Origin of the sequence: Streptacidiphilus fuscans, from assembly GCF_015690355.1 — a bacterium.
GTDB classification, from domain to species: domain Bacteria; phylum Actinomycetota; class Actinomycetes; order Streptomycetales; family Streptomycetaceae; genus Streptacidiphilus; species Streptacidiphilus fuscans.
This window is the reverse complement of the sequence record NZ_JADPRT010000008.1, coordinates 68,495-91,325: the sequence shown is the minus strand read 5'-3', so window position 1 is coordinate 91,325 and position 22,831 is coordinate 68,495. Positions and strand designations below refer to the sequence as shown.

Here is a 22,831-nt window from a genome sequence, read left to right as displayed (position 1 = left end):
CGGTTCATGAGATCCTTGACAGATCGTGTCCCCTAGCGGAGAGATCCTTGTGACCGCAACTGACCGGGCCCTCGAACTCGTCGAGACGGCCGCCCAGGCCGCCGCCGACAAGCTGGCCCACAACATCATCGCCTTCGACGTCAGTGAGGTCCTCGCCATCACCGACGCGTTCGTCCTCGCTTCCGCGCCCAACGACCGCCAGGTCAAGGCCATCGCGGACGAGATCGAGGAGAAACTGGCCAAGGAACACCAGGTCAAGCCCGTCCGCCGCGAGGGCGAGCGCGAGGGTCGCTGGATCCTCCTGGACTACCTGGACATCGTCGTCCACGTCCAGCACTCCGAGGAGCGCGCCTACTACAGCCTGGAGCGGCTGTGGAAGGACTGCCCCGAGCTGGAGCTGCCGGAGGACGCCAAGGCCAGCCGCAAGCGCGCCGAGGAGTCCGACGAGGCCCCGGTCGAGCAGCCGAGCGAGTTCGCGCACGTCGAGGCGGTGCTCGCCGCCGAGGCAGCGAAGGTCCGGCGCTGAGCGGCCGGAACGGCGGACGCCGTGTCGTCTTCTGGCGGCACGGCCAGACGTCGTGGAATCTCGAAGGTCGTTTCCAGGGCAGCACCGACATCCCGCTGACGGAGACCGGCCTGTCCCAGGCACGCCGTGCCGCCCGTCTGCTGGCCGCGCTGAACCCGGACGCCATCGTCTCCTCCGACCTCCAGCGGGCGGCCGCGACAGCGCAGCAGCTGGCTGAGGTCACCGGTCTCGGGGTCAAGCACGACCCCGGGCTGCGGGAGACCTACGCGGGCAGCTGGCAGGGCCTGACCAACGAGGAGATCCGGGCGCAGTACGCCGAGGAGTACCGGCTCTGGAAGCAGGGCGAGCCGGTCCGCCGCGGTGGTGGCGAACTCCACACGGAGGTCGCCGACCGTGCCGTCCCGGTGGTCGCCGACGCCGTCGAGCGGCTGCCGGACAACGGCACGCTCGTCGTGGTCAGCCACGGCGGCACGATCCGGATGGCCATCGGCCGCATGATCGGCCTGGAGCCGAGCAGTTGGGAGGCGCTGGGCGGTCTCTCCAACTGCTGCTGGTCGGTGCTGGGTCCGGGCTACCGTGGCTGGCGCCTGGAGGAGCACAACGCGGGCACCCTCCCCGAGCCGGTCATCGGCGACGACACCTGAGACGCGCGCCGAGGCGCTGTCGCAGGTCGCGGGCGGGGTCGGATTTCACAGTTCGGCCCCACAACCGCTAAAGTCTTCTTCGTTCGCGGGAACGGAAACGGGACCTGCGGAACGCGGGGCTATAGCTCAGTTGGTAGAGCGCTTGCATGGCATGCAAGAGGTCTGGGGTTCAATTCCCCATAGCTCCACGCAAAACAACCACATATCGGCAGTACCCGCACGGGGCTATAGCTCAGTTGGTAGAGCGCTTGCATGGCATGCAAGAGGTCTGGGGTTCAATTCCCCATAGCTCCACAGTGAAAGAACCGCCTCCGGCTCCGCCGGGGGCGGTTCTGCGTTTCCGCCCTCGGTCGTCAGTGGGTGTGGTCCACCGTCGCCAGGCCGGGGTGGGACTGGAGGAAGGTGATCCGCTCCTCGGTCTCCGCGTCGTTGGGCGTGTAGACGACCATCCGGGCCGTGGGCATGCCGATCACCTGCATGCTGGTCGCGGTCATCCGCAGTTCGCCCACGGCGTGGTGCCGGAATATCTTCAGCCGCGACGACTGCAACGCGACGTCCTGCTGCGCCCAGAGCCGCGCGAAATCGGCGCTGGCGGCGGTGAGGTCGGCGATGAACCGCTCCCACTCCGGCTCGCCCACGTGCTCGCCGTAGGCGGAGCGCAGCACGGCGATCATGCGCGGCAGCTCCTCGTCCCGGTTGACGAAGACGCTGCAGCACTCCGGAACCACGGCGGCGGCCCAGAGCGCGTTGCGGCGGTAGGTGTCGGTCAGCGTCGCGCCAGGGAAGATCGCCTCGTAGCCGGCGTTCCAGCGCAGGATGTCGTAGCGGGCGCTGCTGATCGCCGCGGGCAGCGGGTCCAGCGCGTCCAGGATCGCCTGCACCTGGGGCTGGGTGGCGCACTCGGCCGAGTCCGGCACGGCCGGGCGCAGGCCGGCCAGCCGGAAGAGGTGGGCCTGCTCGGCCAGGTCCAGCTGGAGGGTCCGTGCGACGGCCGCCAGCACCTGCTCGCTGGCGTTGATCGGCCGGCCCTGCTCCAGCCACGTGTACCAGGTCACCCCGACCCCGGCGAGCTGCGCGACCTCCTCGCGCCGCAGCCCCGGCGTCCGCCGCCGCGCCTGCGGCCCGGGGGCCATCCCGACCTGCGCGGGCGTGACCCGCGCCCGCCGGGCCTTGAGGAACTCGGCGAGCTGCACGCGGCGATCGACTGAGACGCTCGTCATGCCCCCCATCCTGCCGGACGGCACTGACAACGGGGCCGGCCGCAGACCGCTGTTCCGCGCGGGAAACGGATTGGTGGGCGGTGTCTGCGAACGTGTACAGTAGGCGCATCGCCGGGAGGCGGAAACACGGGGCTATAGCTCAGTTGGTAGAGCGCTTGCATGGCATGCAAGAGGTCTGGGGTTCAATTCCCCATAGCTCCACAGAGAAGGTCGAAGGGCCGACATCCAGTGCGGATGTCGGCCCTTCTGCGTGTCTGCGGGCAGCCCGGCCCGGGCGTCCGTGCAGACAGGCCGACAAGTAGCACGAACTGATGAATAATCAGTCGATCATCGGCGCGATCAGCCGCAGTGCTGCAGCGAGCCCCTTCACAAAGCGCATCCTCCAGTCGATCGCATGTCCGCACCGGGTCGGACCTGCACGACAAGGAAGGTGTTCGTCCCATGCGACGTGCAAGGCTCCTGGCCGTCACGGCTGCCCTGGTGTGCGCGGGCGTCACAGCCGCCGCGCTTCCGGCGGGCGCCGCCGCGGACTCGCCCCGCCCGGAGCGGATTCCGCTGCCCGGCTCCGCCCCCGTCTGGACCGCCGCTCAGGCCTACGACGAGGGCCGGGTCCCCGCCTCCTCGGCGGTCACCGCCCGGGTCTACCTGGCCGGACGCGACAGCGCCGGGCTGGCCGCCCGTGCCCGCCAGGTGTCCGACCCCCGATCGGCCCTGTACGCGCACTATCTGACGCCGCAACAGGTCCAGCAGCGGTACGCGCCGACCCAGGCCCAGCGCGACGCGGTCGCCGCGTGGCTCACCGGCGCGGGCTTCCGCATCGTCGCGATCGACTCCCACTACCTCACCGTCCACGGCAATGCGGACTCCGCGCTGCGGGCCTTCGGCGCCCGGCTGCACGCCTACCGCAAGCAGGGCCATGTCTGGACCGCCCCCGACGGCCTGACCAGCGTCCCCGCGAACGTCGCGGGCGACGTCCTGGCCGTCACCGGCCTGGACACCTCCCCGCACCAGGTCCGGCACGGCCGCCGCGACACCCTCCCCGGCCCGGCCACCGCGTTCGTCAACGCCCCGCCGATGTCCTCCTACTACGGCCAGGACCCGGCGAGCAGCACCCCCAAGGCGTACGGGCGGACCATGCCGTACGTGGTCAAGGGTTACACCGGAACCCAGCTGCGCAGCGCCTACGGGGCCACGGCCAGCGGGCTGACCGGCAAGGGCGTCCGCGTCGCGGTCGTCGACGCCTACGACTCCCCGACGCTGCTCTCCGACACCTCCCGGTACGCGGCCGCGCACGGCGACGCCGCCTACACCACGGGCCAACTGGTCCGCGACGACGCGACGGCGTGGACGAACACCGAGCCCAACACCCCGAAGACCCCCGACGGCTGCGGCGCCTCCGGTTGGTACGGCGAGCAGACCCTCGACGTCGAGGCCCTGCACGCGATGGCTCCCGCCGCCGGCATCACCTACGTCGGCGCGGCCTCCTGCCAGGACAACGACCTGGTCGACGCGCTGAACAAGATCGTCGACAACCGGCTGGCGACCATCGTCAGCGACTCCTGGGGCGAGCCGGAGAACGCCAGCGACCCCTCCCAGGACCCCGTCTACGACCAGCTGTTCATGACCGGCGCGGTCGAGGGCATCGGCTTCTACTTCTCCAGCGGCGACGACGGCGACGAGAAGGCCGCGACCGGCACCAAGCAGACGGACGTCCCCGCATCGCTGCCGTGGGTCACCGCCGTGGGCGGGACCTCGCTCGCCGTCGGGTCCAAGGGTCAGTACGAGTTCGAGACCGGCTGGGGCACCGACAAGGCGCTGCTCTCCGCGAACGGCAAGTCCTGGGCGAACCTGCCCGGCGCGTTCCTCTCCGGCGGTGGCGGCGGGGTCAGCGCGCGCACGGCCGAGCCGTTCTGGCAGCAGAACGTGGTCCCGTCGGCCCTGTCCGGCGGCTACCGCACCGTCCCCGACGTCGCGGCGGACGCCGACCCCAACACCGGCTTCGTGATCGGCCAGACCCAGACCTTCCCCAACGGCAAGGCCGCCTACAGCGAGTACCGCATCGGCGGCACGAGCCTGGCCGCTCCGCTGTTCGCGGGCATCCAGGCCCTCGCCGAGCAGGCCGCCGGCCAGTCCCTCGGCTTCGCCGATCCGGCGATCTACGCCCGCTACGGCACGTCGGCGCTCCACGACGTCACCGACACCCCGCAAGGCTCGAACGTCCAACTGGCCGAGGTCCGCGTCGACTACCGCGACAGCGTCGACACGAAGGACGGCACGGTGACGTCCCTGCGCGCACTGGGCCACGACTCGTCGCTCCACGCGACGTCGGGCTACGACGAGGTCACCGGCGTCGGCTCGCCGTCGGGGCAGTACTTGGCTTCTTTTGGCACCAAGGGCTAGTTGCAGCACCTCAGGGGCGCGGGGCTCGGCGGAGCCGCAGATCGGCAGAGCCCCGCGCCCCTGGGTGTTGCAACTGCACGCGGGAGCAAACTTGCTCCCTGCTACCCTTAGCGCCATGCGAACCGCGCGCCTGCTCCTTAGCCGGCCGCGCTGACAAGGACCGGCCGGGACGAAGAGACGGCCGGAGTCAGCGTGGCGACCCCTCATGGACGAGGGGTTTTTTCGTTTTCCGGCTAAATCCTTCTTTCCGAGCTGGCACCCCTGGAGTCTGAGGACGATGAGCGAGAGCACCCCCGAGGCGGCAGCCGCCGCTCCGTACCGGTACACCCACGCCCTGGCGGCGCAGATCGAGACCCGCTGGCAGGACCGCTGGGAGAAGGACGGCGTCTTCGCCGCCCCGAACCCGGTCGGACCGCTGGCCACGTCTGCCAGTGACGCCGTCGGCGGCGACAGCGCCGAGCGACCGCACGCGTTCATCATGGACATGTTCCCGTACCCCTCGGGCGCGGGTCTGCACGTCGGCCACCCGCTGGGGTACATCGCCACCGACGTCTACGCCCGCCACCTGCGGATGACCGGTCACAACGTGCTGCACACCATGGGCTTCGACGCCTTCGGCCTGCCGGCCGAGCAGTACGCGGTGCAGACCGGCACCCACCCGCGGGTGACCACCGAGGCGAACATCGCCAAGTACCGGGAGCAGCTGCGCAGCCTGGGCCTGGGCCACGACCTGCGGCGCTCGATCTCCACGATCGACCCGTCGTACTACAAGTGGACCCAGTGGATCTTCCTGCAGATCTTCAACTCCTGGTACGACCCCGAGGCCGCCAAGGCGCGCCCGATCACCGAGCTGGTCGAGCGGTTCGCCTCCGGCGCCAAGGCGACCCCCGACGGCCGCGCGTGGTCCGCGCTGACCCCGGCCGACCGGGACGAGGTGCTGAGCGAGTACCGCCTGGCCTACATCAAGCAGGCGCCGGTCAACTGGTGCCCGGGTCTGGGCACCGTGCTGGCCAACGAGGAGGTCACCGCCGACGGTCGCTCCGAGCGCGGCAACTTCCCCGTCTTCAAGGCCAACCTGCGTCAGTGGATGATGCGGATCACCGCCTACGCGGACCGTCTGATCGTCGACCTGGACCTGCTGGACTGGCCCGAGGCCATCAAGCTGCAGCAGCGCAACTGGATCGGCCGCTCCGAGGGCGCCAAGGTCGACTTCAAGGTCCACACCACCGAGGCCGGTGCGGGCGCGGCCGGTGCCGGTGAGGCGGCGATCACCGTCTTCACCACCCGTCCTGACACCCTGTTCGGCGCCACCTACATGGTGCTGGCGCCCGAGCACGAGCTGGTCGAGTCGATCGTCCCGGCCGCCTGGCCGACGCCCGCGTCGGGTGAGCTGCCGAAGGAGTGGACCGGCGGCTACGCCACGCCCGCCGAGGCCGTGGCCGCCTACCGCCGTACCGCCGCCGCCAAGTCCGACGTCGAGCGCCAGGCCGACGCCAAGGTCAAGACCGGTGTCTTCACCGGCGCCTACGCGGTCAACCCGGTCAGCGGCGAGCAGGTGCCGGTCTTCATCGCCGACTACGTGCTGATGGGCTACGGCACCGGCGCGATCATGGCCGTCCCGGCGCACGACAGCCGCGACTTCGCCTTCGCCCGCGCGTTCCAGCTGCCGATGCGCTGCGTCGTGCAGCCCTCCGACGGCCGCGACGCCGACCCGTCGACGTGGGACGACTCGTTCGACTCGTACGACGCCGCCATCGTCAACTCGAAGAACGACTTCGTCTCGCTGGACGGTCTGGGCGTCGTCGACGCCAAGAAGGCCATCACCGACTGGCTGTCCTCCCAGGGCATCGGCGAGGGCACCGTCAACTACAAGCTGCGCGACTGGCTGTTCAGCCGTCAGCGGTACTGGGGCGAGCCGTTCCCGATCGTCTACGACGAGGACGGAGTCGCGCACCCGCTGCCGCAGTCGATGCTGCCGGTCGAGCTGCCCGAGATCGAGGACTACTCGCCGCGCACCTTCGACGCGGACGACGCCGACACCCAGCCGGAGACGCCGCTGTCGCGCGCCGAGGACTGGGTCAACGTCACCCTGGACCTGGGCGACGGGCCGAAGCAGTACCGCCGCGAGACCAACACCATGCCCAACTGGGCAGGTTCGTGCTGGTACGAGCTGCGCTACGTCGACCCGGAGGACGACACCGAGGTCGTCAACCCGGTCAACGAGGCCTACTGGATGGGCCCGACCGAGGCCAAGAAGGCCGGCGGCGTCGACCTGTACGTCGGCGGCGCCGAGCACGCCGTGCTGCACCTGCTGTACGCGCGCTTCTGGCACAAGGTGCTGTTCGACCTGGGCCACGTCAGCTCCTGCGAGCCGTTCCACAAGCTGTTCAACCAGGGCATGATCCAGGCCTACGTCTACCGCGATGAGCGCGGCTTCCCGGTCCCGGCCGCCGAGGTCGAGGAGCGGGACGGCGTCTGGTACTTCGAGGACAAGCCGGTCAGCCGCGAGATCGGCAAGATCGGCAAGTCGCTGAAGAACGTCGTCGCGCCGGAGGAGGTCACCGGCGAGTACAGCGTCGACACCCTGCGCCTGTACGAGATGGCGATGGGCCCGCTGGACGTCTCGCGTCCCTGGGACACCCGCGCCGTGGTCGGCTCCTTCCGCTTCCTGCAGCGTCTGTGGCGCACCGTCGTCGACGAGGAGACCGGCGAGGTCGTCGTCACCGACGAGACGCCGGACGAGGAGACGCTGCGCGCGCTGAACAAGGCGATCGACGGCGTCCGCACCGACATGGCCAACCTGCGCTTCAACACGGCGGTCGCCAAGGCCACCGAGCTGAACAACTTCCTGGTCAAGCGCGGCTCGACGCCGCGTGCCGTGGCCGAGCAGGCGGTGCTGCTGGTCGCCCCGCTGGCCCCGCACATTGCCGAGGAGCTGTGGGAGAAGCTGGGCCACGAGGACTCGCTGGTCCACGCCCAGCTGCCCGAGGCCGACCCGGCGTACCTGGTCGAGGACTCGGTGACCTGCGTCGTGCAGATCAAGGGCAAGGTCAAGGCCCGCCTGGAGGTCCCGCCGGCGATCGGCGACGCCGAGCTGGAGGCGCTGGCGCTGGCCGATCCGGCCGTCGTCGCGGCTCTGGACGGCGCGGAGGTGCGCAAGGTGATCGTGCGCGCGCCGAAGCTGGTCAACATCGTCATCTGAGTCGGCTGAGTCGAATCGGTCGGCTCGGTCGGCTGATTCGGTCTCGTGTCCGACCGTCGCAAGCCGGTCGGAGAAAACGATAAATATCCGTCCGGAAGGGGCAGGTTCGCCTGTCCCTTCCGGTCTATCGGCGGGTAACCTCCAGGCCATGTCCCTCGCGATCCTCACCGACTCCACGGCGTACCTTCCGGCCGACGCGGTGGACCGCTACGGGATCTCCGTCGTCCCGCTCAGCGTCGTGATCGGCGACCGGGTCCTGGCCGAGGGCACCGAGGTCTCGCCCGGTGAGGTGGCCGCCGCGCTGCGCGCCAAGGGGCCGGTCACCACCTCGCGTCCCAACCCCGAGGAGTTCGCCGCGGCCTACCGCGCGGCGGCCGAGCGCGGCGCGACGGAGGTCGTCTCGCTGCACCTGTCGGCGGAGTTCTCCGGCACCTACGAGGCGGCCCTGCTGGCCGCCGAGGACGCCCCGCTTCCGGTGCGCGTGGTGGACACGCGGATGGTCGCGATGGCGCTCGGCTTCTGCGTCCTCGCGGCGGCCGAGGTCGCCCGCTCCGGCGGCACCGCCGACCAGGCGGTCGAGGCCGCGACCACCCGCGCCAAGGGCACGGCGGGCCTCTTCTACGTGGACACCCTGGAGTACCTGCGACGCGGCGGCCGGATCGGCGCGGCCCGCGCGATGCTGGGCTCCGCACTCGCCGTCAAGCCGCTGCTGCACCTGGCCGACGGCCGGATCCAGCCGCTGGAGAAGGTCCGCACGGCGGGCCGCGCCATCGCCCGCCTGGAGGAGCTCGCCGTCGCCCACGCGGGCGCCGCTGAGGTCGACCTGGCGGTCCATCACCTCGCCGCCCCCGACCGCGCCGAGGCGCTCGCGGAGCGGCTGCGCGAGCAGATCCCGCACCTCGGCGAGCTGACCGTCTCGGAGGTCGGCGCGGTCATCGGCGCGCACGTCGGCCCCGGGCTGCTCGCCGTGGTCGTCTCCCCGCGCTGAACCGCTGCGCTGAACCGCTGCGCTGAACTGCTGCGCAAGTCGTGCATCTCGCGGCACATCCGTGGGCAACCTCCTCGCAGGAAGAAGGAGGAACCATGGCCTTCGCCTGCCCCCGGTGTGGTCTTCCCGGACAGGTCTTCAAACTCGACGCCTTCTGGAGGTCGCTGGCCCAGGACGCCGAACTCAAGGCGGCCCTCGCGCCGCCGCCCACCCGCGCGGTCGGCTACGCCGGTCCTGCCGCGGTCGCGGTGCTGGGCGTCTTCGCCTTCGCGTCGGGGAACTCGGTGCTCGGGATGCTGCTCCTGCTCACCGCGGGGATGGTCGGGTTCGTCGTGTCCCGTGCCGTGGACGGAGCGAGGCGGATCCGCGCCGACTGGGAGAGGCGGCTCTACTGCCGCCACTGCGCCTGCCAGTTCCTGCCGGAGGACGCCGCGTTGTAGTCGTTGTAGCTGCTCGTGCTGGGGCGTTTCACCCCTGCGGGTGAGCGGGTTTTCCACAGGGCCGGGTTGTCCACAGGCCGTCAGTTCGCGTGCCCGGCACGGGGGCCGCGCCTCCTAACGTCTGCGGCATGCGAACCCTGCTCACCCCCGCCGCCCGGGCCCGTCGCGAGGAGACGGCCGCGCTGGTCCGCCACCGCGTCGACACCCTCTTCGGCCCGCAGCAGCCGCTCCCGTCCCTCAGTCCACCCCTGCCTCGGCCCTCCCTGGGCCCGCCGACCTCGGATCCGCCCCACTCGCCGTCACCACCGCACACGTCCACCGCTCCGCACACGTCCACCGCTTCGCGCGTGCCCGCGCCACCGCGGGTCCGGCTTCCCTTCGCGCTCGCCCTCAAGGAGCGGTGGGATCTGGACCGTCGTGCCGTCATCGGCCTGGCCGTGCTGCTGGTCCTCGCGCTCGGGTACGGCGTGCAGCACTTCTGGGCCGGGCGGCCGGAGCCGGTCGCCGTCCCCTCCCCGGCCGTGGAGGGGACGGCCGTGGCGGTGGCACCGACGTCGACGGGATCGCCGGCGGCGGGAGCGCCCGTGCCACCCGCACTGCCCGCCTCGCCCGCGCCGTCGTCGACGGCCATCGCCGAGCTGGTCGTCGACGTCTCCGGCAAGGTCCGCTCTCCGGGCCTGCGCACGTTGCCTCCGGGCTCCCGGGTCCAGGACGCGATCAACGCGGCCGGAGGTCCGCTCCCCGGCACGGATCTGACGGGGTTGAACCTCGCCCGCAAGGTCAACGACGGTGAGGAGATCATCGTCGGCCCGGGAGGTTCGGGCGCTCCGGCCGGTCAGGGCGGTCAGGGCGGGTCCGCGGCGGCGCGCGCCGCAGGCCCGCTCAGCCTCAACTCGGCCACCGAGGCCCAGCTCGACGCGCTGCCCGGGGTCGGCCCGGTGCTGGCCGGGCGCATCATCCAGTTCCGGGAGCAGCACAACGGCTTCCAGTCCGTCGACCAGCTCCGCCAGGTCCCCGGTTTCGGCGCGCGCCGACTGGAGGACCTCCGTTCGCAACTCCGCCCATGAGCGGCAAGGCACCGAGCGGCGAGGCTCCCAGCGGCAAGGCCGCGCGCGGGGCGGGGAAGGCCGAGGCGCCGCCGCTGGACCTGCGGCTCACCGGCCCCGCGGCCGTCGTCTGGGCGGTGACCGCCCTGCTGCTCTGCCTCCACGGCTCCCACACCGACGCGATGTTCGTCGGCGCGGGCGGGTTCGCCTTCGGCGCGGCCCTGCTGCTGCGGCGGGTGCGCTGGCGCTCCGCCGGGGCGCTGCTGCTCAGCGCTGCCGCCGCGTGCCTCAGCACCGGCCTCGCCGGGGTGGCGCTGCACCGGGGCCCGGTCGCGGAGCTGGCCAGGACCGGACTCCCCGCCGAGGTACGGCTGCTGGTCAACACCGACCCGCACACCCGCGACGACGACGGCTCCACCGCGCTCCGGGCGGCCGTCGTCCGCGTCGGCGGGACGTCCACCCACTCGCCCGTCGCCGTCGTGGTGCGCGGCCCGCACGCCGGCGCCTGGCTCGGTCTGTTGCCGTCCACCGAGGTCTCCGTCACCGCCCGCGCCCGGCCGCCCGGCCCGAACGCCACACCCGACCTGGTCGCCACGTTGCTGACGACCGATCAGCCCCGCGTGCTCGGTCCGCCCAACGCCGTCGAGCGCGCCGCCGGATCACTGCGTGCCGGGCTGCGCCGCGCCGTCGCCCCGCTGGACCCGGACGAACGGGCGCTGCTGCCGGGCCTGGTCGACGGCGACTCCAGCGCCATGACCGCCGACCTGGACGACGTCTTCTCCGCCACCGACCTCGGCCACCTGGTCGCCGTCAGCGGGTCCAACCTGTCGATCCTGATGGTGCTGCTGATCGGACGCGCCTCCCGCGCCCGGACGCCGGAGCGTGGCGGGCTCGCCGCCCGACTCGGCCTGCGGCTGCGCGTCGGCGCGGTCGGCGGGGTGCTGCTCATCTGCGGCTTCGTCGTCCTCAGCCGCCCCGAGCCGTCGGTGCTGCGCGCCTCCGCCACCGGCCTGGTGATGCTGCTGGGCCTCGCCACCGGTCGCCGGGCGGCCCCGCTGCCCGCCCTTTCCGGTGCCACGCTGCTGCTGATCCTCGCGGATCCGGCGCTGGCCCTCTCCTACGGCTTTGCCCTGTCCGCGCTGGCCACCGCCGGGCTGATCACCGTCGGCCCGCGCTGGACCGCCGCGTTCCACCGGCACGGCGTGCCCGAGCGGTTCGCCGAGCCCCTCGGTGCGGCCGCCGCCGTCCAGGCCTGGATCGGGCCGCTGCTGGTCCTGCGCGCGGCACGGATCAGCCTGGTGTCCATCCCCTGCAACCTGCTGGCCGAGCTGTGCGTCGCGCCTGCCACAGTGCTGGGCTTCGCCGCCCTCGCGGCAGCCCCCGTCTCGCTCACTCTCGCCCAGTGGATCGCCAGGGTCGCCGGCCTCCCGGCCGCCGCGCTCATCGCGCTGGCCCGCTTCGGGGCCTCGCTGCCCGGCGCGGAGATCGCCTGGCCCGGCGGTTGGTGGGGCGCGATGCTGCTGGTCGGCGTCACCTGCGCGCTGGTGGCCGCCGCGACCGTGCTCCGGCATCCGGTGGTCGCCGGCGTGCTCGCACTGGCGCTGGTGCTCGCGTTGCTCCGGCCCGCGCCGCTGACCCGCTTCGCCACCGGCTGGCCGCCGGAGGGCTGGCGGCTGGTCGCCTGCGACGTCGGTCAGGGAGACGCTCTGGTCCTCTCGTCGGGAGAGGAGCCGTCGACCGCGCTGCTCGTCGACGCCGGTCCCGACCCCCACGCCGTCGACGCCTGCCTGCGCTCTCTCGATGTCACCACGCTCTCCCTGGTGATCCTGACGCACGATCACGCCGACCACGTCGAGGGCCTGCCCGGTGTGCTGCGGGACCGGCGGGTCGGCGCGATCGAGACCACGACGGTCGACGACCCGCCCGCCGAGTACGCCCGCGTCCGGCGCTGGGCGGCGGCCAACGGCGTCCCGGTGCTGCACGCCTCACGCGGGGAGAGTCGGAGCCTGGGGCGGCTCAGCTGGCAGGTCCTCTGGCCCGAAGCCGGCCGGCTTCCGCCGCACGGGCCCAACAACGCGTCCGTCGCCCTCCTGGTCACCCTCGCGCTCGGCGACCCCGGCTCCCACCTGCCGCCGCTGCGGATCGCCCTGCTCGGCGACCTCGAACCGCCCGCCCAACAGCTCCTGCTCGCGGACCTGTCCGCCTACCCGCAGCTGCGCGGCGTCGACGTGCTCAAGGTGGCCCACCACGGCTCGGCCAAGCAGGATCCGGCGCTGCTGGCCGCCCTCCATCCGCGCCTCGCCCTGATCTCCGTCGGCGCCGACAACACCTACGGCCACCCGGCCCCGAGCACCCTCCACCTGCTCCACGCCTTCGGCGCGACCGTGCTGCGCACCGACGTCTCCGGCGACCTCGCCGTCCTCGACTCCTCCGGCCAGCTCGCCGTCGCCGTTCGGAAGGAGTAGGCGGGTGCCGGTGATACCGGAGAATGACCCCGTGACCCCGACGAACGACCAGCCCGACCAGCCTGACCACTACGTGCTGGTGCTGCCCGACCGCGAAGCCGCCGAGGAGCTCGCGGAGAAGCTCACCGCCGAGCACCCCGGTCTGCCCGAGCCGGAGCTGCACCGCGACGCGCTCGCGGGCGAGGACGACGCCGAGGACGCCCAGTGGCTGGTCGTGCTCACGCCGCCGCTCCCTGCTGGGCTGACCCCGGCCGCGCTCGACGCCCTCGCTGCCGACCACGACGGGTGGCTGGAGAGCTGAAGCGGCCGGGGCGTTGAACCCCGCATGGGGCCGGACTGTCGGTGGCCCCGGATAGGGTGGGGTGCGATGGCCAGGAAACCCACCGAAGACCTCCTCTCCCCGCTGACGTTGATCGTCGGTCAGGAGGAGCTGCTGCTCGACCGTGCCGTGGCGGAGACCGTCGCCGCCGCGCGGGCCGCCGACGCGGACACCGACGTGCGGGATCTCGTGCCCGGCGCGCTTCAGCCCGGCATGCTCAGCGAGCTGACGAGCCCGTCGCTCTTCTCCGAGCGCAAGGTCATCGTCGTCCGCGCCGCCCAGGACGTCGGCGCCGACGTGGTCAAGGAGATCAAGGCCTACCTCGACGACCCGGCCCCCGACGTGATGATGGTGCTGGTCCACGCGGGCGGCGCCAAGGGCAAGGGGCTGCTCGACGCCGGCAAGAAGGCCGGGGCTCGCGAGGTGGTCTGCGCCAAGCTGACCAAGCCCACCGAGAAGCTCGCCTTCGTCCGCGCCGAGTTCCGGGCCGCGGGCCGGTCCGCCAGCGAGGACGCCTGCCGGGCCCTGCTCGACGCCGTCGGCGGCGACCTGCGCGAGCTCGCTTCGGCCTGCAGCCAGCTGGCCGCCGACACCGAGGGCACCATCGACGAGACCGTCGTCGCCCGCTACTACACCGGCCGCGCCGAGTCGACCGGCTTCCAGGTCGCCGACCTGGCCGTCGCCGGACGCACCGCCGACGCGCTGGGCCAGCTCCGCTGGGCGCTGGCGGTGGGGGAGAAGCCCACCGGCATCGTCTTCGCGCTCGCCTCCGGTGTCCGGGCCATCGGCCGCGTGGCCACCGCCGACCGCTCGCTGCGCCCGGCCGACCTCGCCCGCGAGCTCGGCATGCCGCCCTGGAAGGTCGACCGGGTCCGCCAGCAGGTCCGCGGCTGGAGCGGCGACGGCGTCGCCGCCGCCCTGCGCGCCATCGCCGAGGCCGACGCCGCCGTCAAGGGCGGCTCCGGCGACCCCGCGTACGCGCTGGAGCAGTGCGTCGTCGCTGTCTCCCGCGCCGCCCGCTCCACGCAGGGCCGGTAGCGGGACGCCCGGGGGAACGCGGAGCACGCGGAGCGGAAAACCAAACGCGGAGCGGAAACCCAGAGCGAAAAACCAGAAGGGCCCCGTGATCCGAGTGGATCACGGGGCCCTTCCGTCAGCTTCAGCTACTGCAGCCCACCCGCGTGGCGAACGCAGGCCGCGTGGGCTGCTGGTTGTGCGGCCCGTCCGGCGCGTTTGAGAGGGAACGCGGTCCGGTCGGGCGGTGGATCAAGGAGCTCAGGCCTTGAGCGCGTCAACCTTGGTGGCCAGCGCGGACTTCTTGTTCGCGGCCTGGTTCTTGTGGATGACGCCCTTGCTGACGGCCTTGTCCAGCTCACGGGACGCGACACGGGCCAGCTCGTCGGCCTTCGCGAAGTCGCCGGCCTCCACAGCCTCACGGGTCTTGCGGATGGCGGTCTTCAGCGAGGACTTGACAGCCTTGTTGCGCTGACGAGCCTTCTCGTTGGTCTTGATGCGCTTGATCTGGGACTTGATGTTCGCCACGAATGAGCCTCAGTCTGAGTTGATTCTTCTGGGACTGTGTCCGGGCCGGGCCAGGTTAGAGGGCATGGCACAGCACAGACACGGTGGCCAACTATACCAGCGCTGCTCATGCCCTCCGAAACCCGCTCAGTACTCGCCCAGTACTCGCCCAGAGCTCGCTCAGACGAGCGACTCGCCGAAGTGCTCGACCAGCGGGAAAGGGTCGTAGTAGGGGTGCAGCAGCGCACGCCACCGCTCGTACTCGGCCGACCGGCGGAATCCCTCCGTGTGATCCTCCAGCCGCTCCCACTCCACCAGCAGCAGGAAGCGCGACTCCCGCCCCTCGTCCACGCAGCGGCGCAGCTCCAGGGACCGGAATCCGGGCTGTACCGCGATGAGCGGCCGGGCCTCGGCGAACGAGGCGAGGAACGCGTCCTCCTGGCCGGGGCGGACGTCGAGCAGTGCGGATTCCATGATCATGGCCCAGGATTCTGCCGCACGGTCGCGCCATGGGACGATGGGTGGGAAAAACGAAGAACGAAGAGCTCCTGTCCCGGCCGATCAGAAGAACTGGATCCTTAGTGTCCGCCATTCCGTCCAACGTTCCGCAGCCGAGCAACACCGATCCGGCGCTGATCCGCAACTTCTGCATCATCGCCCACATCGACCACGGCAAGTCGACCCTTGCCGACCGGATGCTGCAGATCACCGGCGTGGTCGACCCGCGCCAGATGCGGGCGCAGTACCTGGACCGGATGGACATCGAGCGTGAGCGCGGCATCACCATCAAGTCGCAGGCGGTCCGGCTTCCCTGGGCCCCGCGCACGGGTGCCGACGCCGGGACCACGCACATCCTCAACATGATCGACACGCCGGGTCACGTCGACTTCACCTACGAGGTCTCCCGCTCGCTGGCGGCCTGCGAGGGCACCCTCCTCGTGGTCGACGCCGCGCAGGGCATCGAGGCGCAGACCCTCGCCAACCTCTACCTGGCGCTGGAGAACGACCTCACCATCATCCCGGTGCTGAACAAGATCGACCTCCCGGCCGCCCAGCCGGAGAAGTACGCGGACGAGATCGCCCACATCATCGGCTGCGAGCCGACCGACGTGCTGCGGGCCAGTGCCAAGACCGGTCTGGGCGTCGAGGACATCCTGGACGCGGTCGTGGAGAAGATCCCGGCCCCGGTCGGCGTCAAGGACGCCCCCGCCCGCGCGATGATCTTCGACTCGGTCTACGACGCGTACCGCGGCGTGGTCACCTACGTCCGTGTGGTCGACGGCCAGCTCAACAAGCGCGAGCGCATCCAGATGATGTCGACCGGCGCGACGCACGAGCTGCTGGAGATCGGCGTCATCTCGCCCGAGCCGATCCCGTCCCAGGGTCTCGGCGTCGGCGAGGTGGGCTACCTGATCACCGGCGTGAAGGACGTCCGCCAGTCACGCGTCGGTGACACCATCACCTCGATGCACAAGGGCGCCACCGAGGCGCTCGGCGGCTACAAGGACCCGAAGCCGATGGTCTTCTCGGGCCTCTACCCGCTGGACGGCTCGGACTACCCGCTGCTGCGCGACGCCCTCGACAAGCTGCGCCTCAACGACGCCGCTCTCGTCTACGAGCCGGAGACCTCGGTGGCGCTCGGCTTCGGCTACCGCTGCGGCTTCCTCGGCCTGCTCCACCTGGAGATCATCCGGGAGCGCCTGGAGCGCGAGTTCAACCTCGACCTGATCTCCACCGCCCCGAACGTGGTCTACCGGGTCGTCATGGAGGACGGCTCCGAGCACACGGTCACCAACCCGAGCGAGTTTCCCAGCGGCAAGATCGCCGAGGTCCACGAGCCGATCGTGCGCGGCACGATCCTCGCGCCCAACGAGTTCGTCGGCGCCATCATGGAGCTCTGCCAGGCCCGGCGCGGTGTGCTCCAGGGCATGGACTACCTCTCCGAGGACCGCGTCGAGATCCGCTACAACCTGCCGCTCGCGGAGATCGTCTTCGACTTCTTCGACCAGCTGAAGTCCAAGACCCGAGGTTACGCCTCGCTGGACTACGAGCCCATCGGCGAGCAGAGCGCCAACCTGGTCCGCGTGGACATCCTCCTCCAGGGCGAGCAGGTCGACGCGTTCTCCGCGATCGTCCACCGCGACAAGGCGTACAGCTACGGCGTGATGATGGCCGGCAAGCTGCAGAAGCTGATCCCGCGTCAGCAGTTCGAGGTGCCGATCCAGGCCGCCATCGGCTCGCGCGTCATCGCCCGTGAGACCGTCCGCGCCATGCGCAAGGACGTCCTCGCCAAGTGCTACGGCGGTGACATCTCCCGTAAGCGGAAGCTGCTGGAGAAGCAGAAGGAAGGCAAGAAGCGTATGAAGATGGTCGGCCGCGTGGAGGTCCCGCAGGAGGCCTTCATCGCCGCGCTGTCCACCGACGACAGCGCTGCCGCCGTCGAGAAGAAGAAGTAGCCCTGAGGGTTCGGGCCGAACCCTTGGTGAGACCCCCGCACGGAAGTTGTGCGGGGGTCTCACGTTTGTCCGATCATTTGCCCGGTTGCGGTAATCTCCCCCCTGCTTGAGCGACCGTATTCTTGTATGACTGTCCCGGGGGCCTGCCGCTATGACCGAGCCGAACAACATGTCGCCGGACGTGTTCGCCGACCCCCGACTCTTCGGCACGACCGGGCTCGACCGCGTCGGCGCGTCCCCGCTGCGGGCGATGGACCCGCGCCGGGTCGGCCCGTACTCCGTGCTCGCGGTGCTGGGCGGCGGCGGGATGGGGCGCATCTACCTGGGCCGCCCGACTGACGGATCGGCAGGTCTGGCCGCGGTCAAGGTGATCCGGCCCGAGTACGCCGAGGACGCCGGCTTCCGCAAGCGCTTCGAGCGCGAGTCCGCCGCGCTGGCGCGGGTGCGCGGCGAGCAGGCGGCCGTGCTGCTCGGCAGCGGCTACGACGGCGACCTGCTCTGGATGGCCACCGAGTACATCCCCGGCCCGAGCCTCTCCGAGGCCGTCGTCGGCTTCGGTCCGCTCAGCTCCACGGCGGCCTGGCGGGTCGCCCTCGAGCTGGCTCAGGCGCTCTCCGCGATGGAGCGCGTCGGCGTGGTCCACCGCGACATCAAGCCGTCCAACGTCATTCTGGGACCGGCCGGTTGCCGGGTCATCGACTTCGGCATCTCGCAGGCCGCCGACACCAGCTCCATCACCACCACCGGCCAGCAGGTCGGCACGCCCGCGTACATGTCGCCGGAGCAGGTGCGCGGCCAGTCGGTCGCCACCTCCTCGGACATCTTCGCGCTCGGCTCCGTGCTCGCCTTCGCGGTCACCGGGCACGGCCCGTTCGGCGACGGCACGACCGTGGACGTGTTGCACCGGGTCGCCTTCGAGGAGCCGAAGGAGGAGATCCTCGGTCAACTGGAGGAGATCGACCACGAGTTGGCCGACCTGGTCCGCTCCTGCCTGAGCAAGACCCCCGACGGCCGCCCGTCGGCCGAGGCCGTCGTCGAGCGCGCGGTTTCGCGGCAGGTGGCCGCGCCCTGGTCGGCCGAGCTCAGCGGCGCGATCATGACCCGCGTCGAGGTGGCCATCGCCGCGCAGCAGCTGCCGCTCCCGGCCGCGCCGCCGGAGGGCACCATGCTGCTCGGCGGTCGCGGCCCTGCGGCGGGCGGCGCGCCCGGCATGCCGCCCATGCAGCAGCAGTCGGGGCAGCACACGCCCCCGCACTTCGGCCAGCCCACCCCGCCGACCGCCCAGGCCCCGGTGCAGGGCACCCCGCCGACGGTCCCCGTCGTGGACAACTACCCGCCGACTGCTGCCGGTTACCCGTCGCAGCCGGGCTATCCGGGGCAGGGGAGCTTCCCCGGGCAGGGCAGCTTTCCCGGGCAGGGGAGTTTCCCGGGCCAGGGCGGCTACCCCGGTCAGGGCGGGATGCCGGGGCAGGGCCCCGCGCCGGTGCTGCCGGCCTACGTGAACGTCTCGCCCGACGGCGCACCGCAGCAGGAGCAGCGGAACCGCACCAGCAAGCGACGCGGCGTGCTGCTGGCCGTCGCCGCCGTGCTCGTCGTGGGCGCGCTGACCGGTACGGCGATAGCGCTGACCGGCGGCAGCCCCGGCAACCACCCTGTCGCGTCCGTCACCACCGGCGGCGGCACGCCGAGCGGCAGCCCGAGCGGCGACACCGCCTCCACCTCCGCCTCACCGAGCGGCTCACCCTCCGGCTCGGCGTCCGCGCCTGGCTCTCCGTCGGCCACGCACCCGAGTTCGAGCGGGTCCACCGCGTCGGGGACGTCGGGCGGGAACTCCGGTGGGAGCAGCAATGGTGGTGGAGCCTCCGGCGGCAAGACGACCGGTGGATCTACAACTGGCGGCGGAACCAGCGGTGGTACCACCTCGACCGGTGGGACGACCGGCGGTTCTACGACCGGTGGGACCTCGGGCGGCGGGGGTACCACCGGCGGTAGTACCTCCGGTGGTAACACCCCGCCGCCTGCGACGCCGGTCTGGGATCAGAACTGCAACTACTACTCCGGCGACGCAGAGACCGATACCCATCTGACCAACGAGACGGATCGGACGAAGGAGGTGCAGTGCCTGCTCTACTACCGCGGCTACGGAGCCCAGCTCGGCCCCGGCCAGATGGATGGTCAGTTCGGGCCAGACACCACCAACGCGGTTGAAGACTTCCAGCGTTGCATGGGCCTCAGCGCCGATGGCGGAGTCGGATCACAGACCTGGCCCGCACTCCGGAGCAGCACGCCCTGCGCACCCTGACTACGGCCTCCGCCCCGACAGGGCCAGGGCACGGTCGAACGCCGGGGCGTCGTCCGCGACCTGGACCGCCTCGGCGAAGCCGTCGTACTGACGGAACATCGGTGCGTACTGCTCGACCTGCGCCAGCACGGCCGCTGCCGTCGCGTCGTCCAGCACGTACTGCTGGCCGGAGCCCCGGGCGGCCTCCCAGCCGTGGAGGGTGTACTCCAGCAGCATCATGCCCGCGATGGCCGTCGCGGGCATCGTGCCCTCGCCCACCTTCATCTCCGTCTCCCAGACGGCCGGTTCGGACCAGGCCCGGAGCGCCTTCTCCACCTGCGTCGCGTAGTCCTCGGCCCAGCCCGGCTCGGCGGTGAAGTCCCGCTCGTACCACTCCGTCGGCACCAGACCGCCCTCGGCGCGCAGTGCGAAGTTGTACGCGGTCCACAGCGTCAGGTGGTTCACCACGGTGCGCAGGTCCCACTCCGTGCTCGGGGTGGGGGAGCCCAACTGCTCGGGGTCGATGCCACGGACGACGCGGACGGTCTCCGCCGCCGCGTTGGTCAGGTGCTGGTGCATGGTGTGCTGTGCGTCATTCGCGTCCATGCACACGAATCTAGGAACCTGTGACCCTGCTGTCTTGAAGAAACGCGACAGCGGGGCCCTAAGCTCGGTCATGTGGCGGCAGCGGAGACCGGTGGGCGGCGCGGAGTGCTCCATCCCGAGCAGGGAGCGAGCCGGTTCACGGTCACGACCGCGGCTCCGGGCCCGCGGCTCGCGCCCTACGTCGAGTACCACTGGATCGTCCGCTGGGACGTCACCCGACGGCCGCCCTACGACTCGAAGGTGCTGTCCCACCCCAACGTCCATCTGGTCTTCGAGGAGTCGGGGCCGCTGGTCTACGGCGTGATCCGCGGCGTCTACACGCGACGGCTGACGGGCGCGGGCCAGGTCCACGGGGTCCGGTTCCTGCCCGGCGGGTTCCGGGCGTTCAGCGATGGGCCGGTGCAGGACCTGGTCGACCAGGTGCTCCCGGGGTCGCGCTTCTTCGGCCCGGAGATCGAGGCCCTCGGCCCGCGCGTGCTCGCCTGCGCCGACACGGACGAGATGGTCCGCCTCGTCGAGGACTTCCTGCCGACCGTTCCGGCCTTCCGGGACGCGCTCCCCGATCCGCAGGCGACGCTCGCGGCGGCCGTCGTCGACGAGATCACCCGGGACCGGTCCCTGCTCCGGGTCGAGCAGGTGGCGGACCGCTTCGACACCTCGCCACGCACGCTGCAGCGGCTCTTCGCCGAGTACGTCGGGGTGTCGCCGAAGTGGACCCTCCGCCGCGCCCGTCTGCACGAGGCCGCGCAGCGGGCGGACGGCGACGCCGACATCGATTGGGCCGCCCTCGCCGCCGACCTCGGCTACGCCGACCAGGCCCACCTCACCCGCGACTTCACCGCCGCAGTCGGCGTCTCCCCGACCCGTTACACACGCGGCCACAGGCACTAGCCTCACCGCATGGACGGTGCTGGCGGCGGGGGCAAGGACGGAAGCAATAGCTCTGCGGCTGAGCCTCCGCGCAACCCCTTGCTCGACCCGCGTCTGGCCGGTGCGGGCGGGATGCTGGTCGCCGCCGCGGCCGTCGTCTGGCTGGTCGTCCACGGGACCGGAGGGGCCGGTGCACACCCCTCCGGACCTGCGCCGACGCCGAGCGTCTCACCCTCGTCGGCCGTGTCCCCGGCCGTGTCCTCGGCGGCGTCGGCGGAACAGTCAGGAATCGAGAAGTGGCGGGCGTGGCCCCCGGCCTAGCGTGAATGCCATGACCATTGCACTGCACTACTGCCACATCACCGTCACCGACGTCGACGAGGCGCTCGCCTTCTACCGCGACGCGCTCGGCCTCGACCTGCGCAACGACGTCGCCAACGGGGGCTTCCGCTGGGTCACCCTCGGCAGCCCGACGGAGCCCGGGACCGAGATCGTCCTGTCCACGCCGCACGCCGGCCGCTCCCAGGCCGACGGCGACGCCCTGCAGGACCTGCTGACCAAGGGCATCCTGCCGATGACCGTCTTCAGCGCCGACGACGTCGACGCGACCTTCGTCCGCGTCGCGGCCTCGGGCGCGGAGGTGCTGCAGGAGCCCGTCGACCAGCCCTGGGGCCCGCGCGACTGCGCGTTCCGCGACCCCTCGGGCAACACCGTCCGGATCCAGGCCGCCAAGAAGTAGCGCGTCGCAGCCGGGCCCGCGCCGAGACGTCGGCGCGGGCCCGACGGGCGGTCTCACCCCGGTGCTGGACTCACCCCGGTGCTGGACTCAACCCTGTGCCGGACTCAGCCCAGCGCCAGGGCCTGGACGCGGGTGATGTCGCCGTTGAACTTGTCGTGGTCGCCGACGGTGGGCCCGGAGTCGGTGTACTGCCACATCGTGTAGTAGCCCCACCCGGCCGGGAGGGTGCCCGGCGTGCCGTTGTAGTCGGCGATCCAGAGCGGGTCGTTCGCGGCGAAGCCGGAGTAGTTGCCGGTGCACTGCGTCCACCACGAGGTCGCGGTGTAGATCACCGGGTACCGGCCCGTGCGGTTCAGGTACTCGTCGACGAAGCTCCAGATCCAGCTGACCATCGCGCTCTGGGACAGGCCGTAGCAGGCCGCGCCGTACGGGTCCCACTCGATGTCGAGCGTCCCCGGCAGCGTCTTGCCGTCGGCCGACCAGCCGCCGCCGTGGTCGACGAAGTAGTCCGCCTGGACCGCGCCCGTCGTGGTGTCCGGGGTCGCGAAGTGGTAGGCGGCGCGGATCATGCCGACGTCGTAGGGGCCGTTGTACTGCTGGGCGAAGTCGGGGTTGGTGTAGTAGGTCCCCTCGGTGGCCTTGGTGTAGGCCCAGCGGACCCCGCTGTTCCACAGCGTCGTCCAGTCCACCGCGCCCTGGTAGGCAGAGACGTCGACGCCCTCGGTCTGCGTCACCAGCGGTTGGGCGGTGTGCCCGCTGCCGCCGCCTCCGTGCGCGCGCACGCCGATGCCCATGTAGGCGGAGCCGCGCGGGAGTTTGGCGGTGCCGGCGGTGCTGGGGGACTGAGCGGCGGCGTTCGCGACGCCGGTGGGTGCGAGGGCCAGTGAGAGCAGCGCCCCGGCCAGGGTCGCGGCCAGGCCCAGTCTGTGTCTGACGGATCGAGTGTTCATTGCGTAGCGCCTCCGTGGTGTCGTCGTACAGGACGGCAAAGCACGTGCGGGAACGCCGAGCTGACGGCATGACAGCAAAGGGCGCGCCGCTGTCGTGGCGCGGTCATGCCACGTGCATGCTACGCATGTAGAGCCGGTTCCGGAAAGGGTCGCACGTG

General features: G+C 71.5%; 20 protein-coding genes and 3 tRNA genes. 18 read left to right on the top strand and 5 right to left on the bottom strand.

The window, feature by feature from the left end:
• Positions 1 to 49 precede the first annotated feature (49 nt).
• The 4 genes from rsfS to I2501_RS20105 all read left to right on the top strand — a co-directional run bounded on the left by rsfS (position 50) and on the right by I2501_RS20105 (position 1,464).
• Complete coding sequence (gene rsfS, locus I2501_RS20120; RefSeq protein WP_196195518.1) at positions 50 to 526, top strand: ribosome silencing factor; 477 nt, start codon at positions 50 to 52, stop codon at positions 524 to 526.
• On the top strand, positions 523 to 1,170 hold the full coding sequence (locus I2501_RS20115) for a histidine phosphatase family protein (protein WP_196195724.1): 648 nt from the start codon (positions 523 to 525) through the stop codon (positions 1,168 to 1,170). Before rsfS ends, I2501_RS20115 begins: the two co-directional genes overlap by 4 nt.
• Positions 1,171 to 1,285: 115 nt before the next feature.
• A tRNA-Ala gene (locus tag I2501_RS20110) sits at positions 1,286 to 1,358 on the top strand.
• A gap of 33 nt (positions 1,359 to 1,391) precedes the next feature.
• Positions 1,392 to 1,464, top strand: a tRNA-Ala gene (locus I2501_RS20105).
• A 59-nt stretch (positions 1,465 to 1,523) separates the two neighbouring features.
• Here I2501_RS20105 and I2501_RS20100 read toward each other — a convergent pair.
• Entirely contained in the window at positions 1,524 to 2,390 is an 867-nt protein-coding gene (locus I2501_RS20100) for a helix-turn-helix transcriptional regulator (RefSeq protein WP_196195517.1), read from the bottom strand.
• A gap of 128 nt (positions 2,391 to 2,518) precedes the next feature.
• Here I2501_RS20100 and I2501_RS20095 point away from each other — a divergent pair.
• The 9 genes from I2501_RS20095 to holA all read left to right on the top strand — a co-directional run bounded on the left by I2501_RS20095 (position 2,519) and on the right by holA (position 14,288).
• Positions 2,519 to 2,591 (top strand) — tRNA-Ala (locus tag I2501_RS20095).
• Between the two features lie 240 nt (positions 2,592 to 2,831).
• On the top strand, positions 2,832 to 4,790 hold the full coding sequence (locus I2501_RS20090) for a S53 family peptidase (RefSeq protein WP_196195516.1): 1,959 nt from the start codon (positions 2,832 to 2,834) through the stop codon (positions 4,788 to 4,790).
• Between the two features lie 277 nt (positions 4,791 to 5,067).
• The gene (gene leuS, locus I2501_RS20085; protein WP_196195515.1) at positions 5,068 to 7,992 is read left to right on the top strand and encodes a leucine--tRNA ligase; all 2,925 of its coding nucleotides are present in this window, start codon (positions 5,068 to 5,070) and stop codon (positions 7,990 to 7,992) included.
• 148 nt (positions 7,993 to 8,140) lie between these two features.
• Positions 8,141 to 8,980 carry a DegV family protein gene (locus I2501_RS20080; RefSeq protein ID WP_196195514.1) on the top strand — a complete coding sequence of 280 codons (840 nt, stop codon included), beginning with the start codon at positions 8,141 to 8,143 and terminating at the stop codon, positions 8,978 to 8,980.
• Positions 8,981 to 9,075: 95 nt separating this feature from the next.
• Positions 9,076 to 9,420 carry a hypothetical protein gene (locus I2501_RS20075; protein ID WP_196195513.1) on the top strand — a complete coding sequence of 115 codons (345 nt, stop codon included), beginning with the start codon at positions 9,076 to 9,078 and terminating at the stop codon, positions 9,418 to 9,420.
• 128 nt (positions 9,421 to 9,548) lie between these two features.
• Positions 9,549 to 10,487 (top strand): ComEA family DNA-binding protein, encoded by a 939-nt coding sequence (locus I2501_RS20070; protein ID WP_196195512.1) that lies wholly within the window; start codon positions 9,549 to 9,551, stop codon positions 10,485 to 10,487.
• The gene (locus tag I2501_RS20065) at positions 10,484 to 12,931 is read left to right on the top strand and encodes a ComEC/Rec2 family competence protein (RefSeq protein ID WP_196195511.1); all 2,448 of its coding nucleotides are present in this window, start codon (positions 10,484 to 10,486) and stop codon (positions 12,929 to 12,931) included. The genes I2501_RS20070 and I2501_RS20065 overlap by 4 nt, the downstream gene beginning before the upstream one ends.
• Positions 12,932 to 12,944: 13 nt before the next feature.
• Positions 12,945 to 13,232: a hypothetical protein gene (locus I2501_RS20060; protein ID WP_408022761.1), complete on the top strand. Its 288-nt coding sequence runs from the start codon at positions 12,945 to 12,947 to the stop codon at positions 13,230 to 13,232.
• A 66-nt stretch (positions 13,233 to 13,298) separates the two neighbouring features.
• Complete coding sequence (holA, locus tag I2501_RS20055; RefSeq protein WP_196195509.1) at positions 13,299 to 14,288, top strand: DNA polymerase III subunit delta; 990 nt, start codon at positions 13,299 to 13,301, stop codon at positions 14,286 to 14,288.
• Between the two features lie 237 nt (positions 14,289 to 14,525).
• Here holA and rpsT read toward each other — a convergent pair whose 3' ends face one another.
• A complete protein-coding gene (gene rpsT, locus I2501_RS20050; protein ID WP_196195508.1) occupies positions 14,526 to 14,792 on the bottom strand; it encodes a 30S ribosomal protein S20 in 267 nt (88 codons plus the stop codon).
• Between the two features lie 159 nt (positions 14,793 to 14,951).
• Positions 14,952 to 15,251 carry an antibiotic biosynthesis monooxygenase family protein gene (locus I2501_RS20045; protein WP_196195507.1) on the bottom strand — a complete coding sequence of 100 codons (300 nt, stop codon included), beginning with the start codon at positions 15,249 to 15,251 and terminating at the stop codon, positions 14,952 to 14,954.
• 101 nt (positions 15,252 to 15,352) lie between these two features.
• Between I2501_RS20045 and lepA the strand changes: the two genes are divergently transcribed.
• Positions 15,353 to 17,227, top strand: coding sequence for a translation elongation factor 4 (gene lepA, locus I2501_RS20040; protein ID WP_196195506.1), 1,875 nt, complete (start codon positions 15,353 to 15,355; stop codon positions 17,225 to 17,227).
• A 151-nt stretch (positions 17,228 to 17,378) separates the two neighbouring features.
• Positions 17,379 to 19,529 (top strand): serine/threonine-protein kinase, encoded by a 2,151-nt coding sequence (locus I2501_RS20035; protein ID WP_196195505.1) that lies wholly within the window; start codon positions 17,379 to 17,381, stop codon positions 19,527 to 19,529.
• Here the strand turns inward: I2501_RS20035 and I2501_RS20030 are convergent, their stop codons facing one another.
• Positions 19,530 to 20,114, bottom strand: a complete 585-nt coding sequence (locus I2501_RS20030) for a TIGR03086 family metal-binding protein (RefSeq protein ID WP_236046759.1) — start codon at positions 20,112 to 20,114, stop codon at positions 19,530 to 19,532.
• A 72-nt stretch (positions 20,115 to 20,186) separates the two neighbouring features.
• On the opposite strand from I2501_RS20030, the gene I2501_RS40645 reads away from it, so the two are divergent.
• From I2501_RS40645 to I2501_RS20015, 3 genes are read left to right on the top strand one after another with little or no spacing between them, the layout of a single operon-like run.
• Complete coding sequence (locus I2501_RS40645) at positions 20,187 to 21,005, top strand: DUF6597 domain-containing transcriptional factor (protein ID WP_196195504.1); 819 nt, start codon at positions 20,187 to 20,189, stop codon at positions 21,003 to 21,005.
• Between the two features lie 9 nt (positions 21,006 to 21,014).
• A complete protein-coding gene (locus I2501_RS20020) occupies positions 21,015 to 21,305 on the top strand; it encodes a hypothetical protein (protein WP_196195503.1) in 291 nt (96 codons plus the stop codon).
• Positions 21,306 to 21,315: 10 nt separating this feature from the next.
• A complete protein-coding gene (locus I2501_RS20015) occupies positions 21,316 to 21,723 on the top strand; it encodes a VOC family protein (protein ID WP_196195502.1) in 408 nt (135 codons plus the stop codon).
• Between the two features lie 104 nt (positions 21,724 to 21,827).
• Here I2501_RS20015 and I2501_RS20010 read toward each other — a convergent pair whose 3' ends face one another.
• Positions 21,828 to 22,673: a lysozyme gene (locus I2501_RS20010; RefSeq protein WP_196195501.1), complete on the bottom strand. Its 846-nt coding sequence runs from the start codon at positions 22,671 to 22,673 to the stop codon at positions 21,828 to 21,830.
• Positions 22,674 to 22,831: the final 158 nt, after the last annotated feature.